Raw genomic sequence first — 6,696 nt, forward strand, 5'->3', positions numbered from 1 at the left:
CCCGTGTCGTTAATAAAGTAACCCGTGTATCCGAACGCGCCCCGCGTCGGCGAAAGCCGATAGTGATGGCTGGAGTTGGTAAGAAGCCCACACTGTAATCTTCGATGAGCGTGTGGGAGTATGTCACTGACTTAATAAATCTCAAAAAAGTTAAAGGTTAAAAGGGAAAGGTAAGCATATGCGCTACGCGCACACTACTTGAGGTGCGGTCAGCTATCAGCCAACGGCTGACCGCTTATGGCTGATAGCTGAATGCTTACTAAAATTGTTCTTAGAGTACCTCAGTCATCAACCCACTGCAATTGCAACAGCTGCTCCAACAAACCAAGTAACCGATCCTGGTCAATGGGTTTCGGTAGAAAACCTTCACAGCCCAGCATCTGACTCTGTTTCTGAACTATTTCAAAAGTACGGGCTGAAAGGGCAATGATCGGCACATTTTTCAGATCAGGTATTTCCCGCATTTCTGGCACCATGGTAAAAGCAGTTTTGACGGGCATGAATAAATCAGTCAAAATCAGATCGGGTCGGATCGCTATGGCGACATCCAATCCCTGCTGACCATTTTCTGCGGTTACCACTTCAAAGCCTAAGGGTTCAAGCATGTTGAGTAATACCAACCGATTTTCTTTGTTATCATCCACCACTAGCAGTTTGCGTCGTTTTCCGTGGTAACCCATCACAAGACCTGCAATATTCCGTTTTGCTTCGGTAACTTTAACCACAGGTAAGGCAACATCAAACCAAAACATTGACCCCTTAATTAACTCACTTTTAACGTTTAGTTGGCTTCCCATAAATTCCACCAACTGCCGAGATATGGCTAAGCCTAAGCCGGTTCCAGCTGCCCGATATTTGCTATCCCCCGTTTGTTCAAAGGGTTGGAAGATAGTCTCTAATTGTTGAGGGCTAATTCCTATCCCGGTATCAATCACCTCGAAGCGAATCGTCCGATGTTGGATTTGGGAATCTTTCCCCTGATCAAGGGAGGTAGGGTTTTGGTCTTCAATCACTCCAACGTTGAACGTTACATTGCCTTGGTCGGTAAATTTTACTGCATTGTCTAACAAGTTGATCAGTACCTGTCGGAGCCGTTTCTCGTCTGCCTTAACACCAGTCGGTAAGTTAGTGTTTTGTTCAAATCTCAACACAATATTTTTTTCACTAGCTCGCATGCGGATGATTCCAACAACTTCCTCTAAGAAGGTTAGTAAATTAAATTCTGTGGGATACAGTGCCATTTTGCCAGCTTCGATTTTAGATAAGTCTAAGATATCGTTGATCAAAGTCAAGAGATGGCTACCGCTTTTCTGAATGATTTTTAAGCCTTCGAGTTGCTTGGCGGTTAAATTTCGTTCACCTTTGGAGGCGGCTAAAGCCGCATCACGTTGGAGAATTTGAGCATATCCTAGAATACCGTTGAGGGGAGTACGGAGTTCATGACTCATGTTAGCTAGGAATTCACTCTTGGCTTGGTTAGCTACTTCTGCTTTTTCTTTAGCCTCTTGGAGATAGGCATTTTGTTCAGCGAGGGTTTTTGTCAAAAAATATAGTTTTAAATGGAGCCTGACTCTAGCTAATACCTCTTCTTGTTCAAAGGGTTTTGGGATATAGTCTACTGCACCTAACGATAATCCTTTTATCTTATGGTTTATATCAGCAAACGCGGTCATGAAAATTATGGGAATATCTTTAGATATTGGATTATTTTTGAGTTTTTTGCAGGTTTCAAATCCATCAATAACGGGCATATTTACATCTAACAATATGAGATCAGGGGGTTCATACTCTACTTGTTCAATAGTTCCTTCACCATCCATTTCCACTCTGACTTGAAACCCAGCACTTTCCAAAGTTTTGTAGAGAAATGATAAATTATTGGGATTATCATCAACGATTAAAATTGTTCCAGTGTTTGGTGATTGGTTCATTTTCACTTATTGATATATTTCCTAATCGCCAAGGTATGATAGCAAGTCCGGAGGTGCGCTTGACCTTGGCGAATTTAATTCGCCAAGGTCAAGCGCACCTCTTAATCACTTCCTATTCAGGGAAATTGTGACTTGTTACTTATTACTCGTTACTTGTTACTTGTTACTTATTACTCGTTACTTGTTACTTGTTATTGTGTAGTGCAAGCATCTTGTTAGCTGACTATAGGCTAGTCAGCGAGACGCTCACACTCCAGTTACACATTTCGGATGTTCCGAGATCAGTGTTAAACCGGACATGATCTGACTTGGACTAATAATCTCTTGAAGCTGATCCTCGAAGACAGGGAATAGGATTTTCCGTTGACGGCTGAGTGTATTCAGTCAACCGTTAACAGTTAACCGTCAACACTACCGATTGCTGATTAGCTCGCCGAAAGTCGAGATCAACTAGTGTATTGATTCAGTCATGGGATAAGCTGAAATCATCCCCCCTTTGTCTAGGCTTTTGTCTAGACTTTTCTCTACGCTTATGGTTACCTCCTCTTGGTCGTCAATTCTCTATATGTATACTTCCCCTTCTGTAACTCATAAGTAACACCACAAAATTGAACTGAAGCAATTTTCGGCTCTTGAGTTATGCCAAATGGTTTGAATCCTGAAAACAGCTCTAGCAACACCATGCAAGATATCAAATCTATTTCCCTAGCAATTTTACTATTGGCTTCCGTTGTATATCTGCCAAGCTGCAACCTTACTGGGGCTAAGAACAACTCCAACTCAACTAGTAGCTCTCCTACTAAAGTTTTAGATCAAACCCCTGATGCTCGTCTGGTGGAGGAATTGACAACTAGCTATCTCAACAAAACCCCAGCTAGGGCAGTTGCGACTCAGCTAACCGTTGAACAAGCCCAGGCTTTGCAAGACCAATTTGTACAACAGTTGAGCTCTAGTTTAGGAAACGTTGTAGGTTACAAAGCTGGACTGACTAATCCTGCTGCTCAAGAGCGCTTCAAAGTCTCTGAACCCATACGAGGTGTACTTCTCGAAAAGATGTTGCTCAACAGTGGAGCGGTTGTCTCTGCCAACTTCGGTGCTCGACCTGTATATGAAGGAGACTTAATCGTTAGAGTTGGTAGCGAAGAGATTAATAGTGCTACTACCCCTAGGGAAGCTTTAGCTGCTCTTGATGCCGTCATTCCCTTCATGGAACTACCAGATTTAGTTTATGACCCAAAAGTGAATCTTGATGGGCCTGCTTTGGTAGCCATTAATGTCGGTGCTCGCTTGGGAGTTTTAGGAACACCGATTCCTTTATCTGCTACCCCTGATTGGGAAGAACGATTAAAAAATATAAAGATTGTAATTGTAGATAAGGCTGGCAATGAGTTAGCTGTTGGTAAAAGTAGTGCTTTATTAGGAAATCCGTTACAGGTAGTACTTTGGTTAAAAGATTCTTTGAAGGCATCAGGTAAAGTTTTGAAGAAAGGCGATTTACTGTCTTTAGGATCCATGACTCCCCTAGTTACTGTTAAATCTGGTACTACTATTCGTGCTCAATATATTGGATTATATCCCAAAGAAAAGGTAGAAATATCCGTTAGTTTTGAGTAATATCATGTCGGGTATAATAAAGGGAATAGGGAGTCGGGAGTCGGGAGTCGGGAGTTGGGAGGTAAGCATTCAGCTATCAGCATTAAGCTATCAGTTAATGCGCTACGCCCACGCTGCGCGAACAGCTTTTGACTAAAACAGGTAAGTATTAGTTTAATCTATTTTATGTCAGCTGTTCCCATAGCGAAGGAGGTTTATTTTAAGCTGACGGCTGACAGCTGACGGCTGAATGCTTACTGATTAATTAAGCGGATTTACTATTATCTGATCAGTTTCCGAAACTGGGAGATTTGCCGTAACCATAGCCAACCTAAGACGCTGCCAATGGCATAATAGAGGAAATCCCACCATACAAAGGTAGTTCCTAAGATGAATTTACCGATTAAGGAAGCACGAATCGGGGCTAAGAGAGGGGTTTGCCAAAGTTGTAATAATTCTAGGGCACAGGTAATGCTAAAAACTACTAAGGTAATTCTGGTTATTGCTTGGCGATTGGGGATAATAAAAAATATCAATAAACACCAAAAAATCTCATATAAAATAGCACCAGAGTAGTCATGAACCCATTTTTCTCCAAGACCAGAGTAGTACTTGGAAAGAATCCCTAATGGTGTGATAATCAATAGGGATAGGATAATGAGCCAGCGTTGATGAGTAATTTTTAATAGTTTAGTCATTAACGGATTAGACAAATGAATTGAGTGCTGAGGGCGTCAGTAGGTCAGTTGTGAGTTGCGGCAGGAAACGGGCAAGATGCCCATTCCACGCCTGATGCCCGTTCCACGCCTGATGCCTGTACCTCAGTTATGAGTTGTGAGTTATGAGTTGTGAGTTATGAGTTGTGAGTTATGCCAAATCCCTTACATCGATGGGGAAAACCAATAACTTTGCTGCTGTTGTGGTTAGCTGTACAGTTAGTCATCAAGCAAGGGGTGATGGCGACACCGGCAGCAGTTGAAGTAGTTGAGGAACCGAAATCCTTTGGAGACAAGATTTGTCCTGCTGACTTAACTACAGCCATTGATGCCATAATCAGTCGTCCCGAATTTATGCGATCGCGTTGGGGTATTTTGATTCAACCCTTAGCCGACTCAGCTCCCCTCTACAGTCTTGAATCAGAACGTTTCTTTATTCCAGCATCCAATATCAAACTCCTTACCACAGCAGCAGCGTTACGTCAACTAGGTCAGCAATACCGGATTCGCACACCGGTTTATGGTACTGGCACTAGCCCCTATTTGACTTCCTTACGGATTGTGGGACAAGCAGACCCAAGCTTAACCAATACCCAGTTAACAGATGTGGCACAACAACTAAAGGGTCAAGGGGTGACGTGGGTGCAACAGTTAATTGTAGAAGATGGCTATACTCCCTATGGTATTATCAATCCAACCTGGGAGTGGAGCGATAGTTATCTATACTATGGCGCTTCGGTTAATCGACTTATTCTCAATCAAAATACTGTTGGACTAACCCTATTGCCCCAACAGCCAGGAAAACCATTGCGCGTTAGTTGGAGTGATTCCATAGCGGCTAGACAGTGGCGTGTGGATAATCGTGCTGTTACCGGTAAGGCCGGAATACCATACTCAGTAGAAATAATGGGAGTTTTAGGTGAGCCGGTGTTAGTGATTAACGGTCAACTGGCGGCAGATGCTGCACCAGACTTCTGGGGGTTAGCAGTTCGCGACCCAGCCCATTATTTCCTAGAGTCCTTCCGCCGTATCCTGGAAGCTGAGGGAATTGGTGTGATTAAGGCATTGGTAAAAGACAGTTCAGCTGAGATGGTCAGATCATCAGATCAGGGGATGGGAAGAGAGGTTAATAATAGATTTCGTTCTAATGTTAATAATACAGAAATAACCAATACACAAACAACCAGAGAGTTAGCAGCAGTAGAATCTCTTCCGTTAGCGCTATTGTTAAAGGAAATCAATCAGCACAGTAATAATTTGTATGCTGAGGCATTATTGCACCAACTGGAAACAGAGGTAGGGAGTGAGTCTAGCCCTAAGTTGGGTCTGGTCGCGGTTCAACAGAGCTTAACGGAGTTAGGGGTTGACCCAAAAAGCTATAGCCTGGCTGATGGGTCTGGGCTATCTCGCCATAATTTAGCTAGTCCGTTTGCGATCGCACAAACTCTGAGACTGATGGCACAAACCCCATTAGCTCAGGTTTATCGAGAATCCTTGGCTACGGCTGAGGTTAGTGGAACTTTACGCGATCGCTTTCGTGATACCGCAGCTCTTGGTAAGCTCCAGGCCAAGACTGGTACATTAAGTGGTGTCTCAGCCTTATCCGGCTATCTTGATATTCCTGACTATAAAACTTTGGTATTTAGTATTCTGGTAAATCAATCTGACCAATCTGCTGCTACACTCCTTCGTGCTATTGATGAAATTGTTCTATTATTGACTCGCCTGGGTTATTGCTGAGTGTTGAGTAACGAAACTACCTCACCCAATTGAGAAATATTATAATTATGAAACCCCTGGAAATTCCCCCAGACCTTAGACCCGAGACCCTAAATCAGGGTTCAACCAAGTCTCCAATTCAAATCTGTATCACATTAGGGACTCGTCCGGAGGCAATTAAGTTAGCTCCAGTGATTCTTGAGTTCCAAGGCTCTGGGAAATTTAAGACTCAGGTGGTGTTAACGGGTCAGCATCGGGAAATGGTAGACCAGGTAATGCAGATGTTTGAGCTGAGGGCGGATCGGGATTTAGAAATTATGCAGCCCAAGCAAACTCTGACCGATATTACTTGTTTGAGTTTACGGGGGTTAGAGGAGTTATTTCAGGAATTGCAGCCCCAGTTGGTAGTTGTGCAGGGGGATACAACTACGGCCTTTGCTGCGGCCTTGGCAGCGTTTTACCAACGTATCCCGGTGGGTCATGTGGAGGCAGGATTGCGCACCAATGATTTGTTTAATCCCTATCCAGAGGAAGCGAATCGACGGCTGATTTCTCAGATTACTCAATTACATTTTGCCCCCACTCCCCTAGCAGTAGAGCATTTGCAGGGGTCTGGGGTGACTGGCGCAATTCATAAAACTGGGAATACAGTGATTGATGCCCTGTTGATGGTGGCTGAACGGGAACCAGTGTGTGAGGTTCCGGGTTTAGATTGGGAAGGATACCGGACGATTTTG

General features: G+C 43.5%; 6 protein-coding genes. 4 read left to right on the forward strand and 2 right to left on the reverse strand.

Annotation, left to right across the window (positions count from 1 at the left end):
- Positions 1 to 281: 281 nt before the first annotated feature.
- The gene (locus F6K20_RS19075; RefSeq protein ID WP_008191440.1) at positions 282 to 1,931 is read right to left on the reverse strand and encodes a response regulator; all 1,650 of its coding nucleotides are present in this window, start codon (positions 1,929 to 1,931) and stop codon (positions 282 to 284) included.
- A gap of 639 nt (positions 1,932 to 2,570) precedes the next feature.
- Between F6K20_RS19075 and F6K20_RS19080 the strand changes: the two genes are divergently transcribed.
- Entirely contained in the window at positions 2,571 to 3,545 is a 975-nt protein-coding gene (locus F6K20_RS19080; protein ID WP_287295656.1) for a 2-keto-4-pentenoate hydratase, read from the forward strand.
- A gap of 4 nt (positions 3,546 to 3,549) precedes the next feature.
- Complete coding sequence (locus F6K20_RS19085; protein WP_267872132.1) at positions 3,550 to 3,681, forward strand: hypothetical protein; 132 nt, start codon at positions 3,550 to 3,552, stop codon at positions 3,679 to 3,681.
- A gap of 124 nt (positions 3,682 to 3,805) precedes the next feature.
- Here the strand turns inward: F6K20_RS19085 and F6K20_RS19090 are convergent, their stop codons facing one another.
- Positions 3,806 to 4,222, reverse strand: coding sequence for a ribosomal maturation YjgA family protein (locus tag F6K20_RS19090; RefSeq protein ID WP_008191443.1), 417 nt, complete (start codon positions 4,220 to 4,222; stop codon positions 3,806 to 3,808).
- Positions 4,223 to 4,393: 171 nt separating this feature from the next.
- Between F6K20_RS19090 and dacB the strand changes: the two genes are divergently transcribed.
- Positions 4,394 to 5,980, forward strand: a complete 1,587-nt coding sequence (gene dacB, locus F6K20_RS19095) for a D-alanyl-D-alanine carboxypeptidase/D-alanyl-D-alanine endopeptidase (protein ID WP_008191445.1) — start codon at positions 4,394 to 4,396, stop codon at positions 5,978 to 5,980.
- A 47-nt stretch (positions 5,981 to 6,027) separates the two neighbouring features.
- On the forward strand, positions 6,028 to 6,696 hold a 669-nt coding region (gene wecB, locus F6K20_RS19100; RefSeq protein WP_287295657.1), incomplete at its 3' end, for a non-hydrolyzing UDP-N-acetylglucosamine 2-epimerase.

This window comes from Moorena sp. SIO2C4 (assembly GCF_010672485.1).
Taxonomy (GTDB): Bacteria; Cyanobacteriota; Cyanobacteriia; order Cyanobacteriales; family Coleofasciculaceae; genus Moorena; species Moorena producens.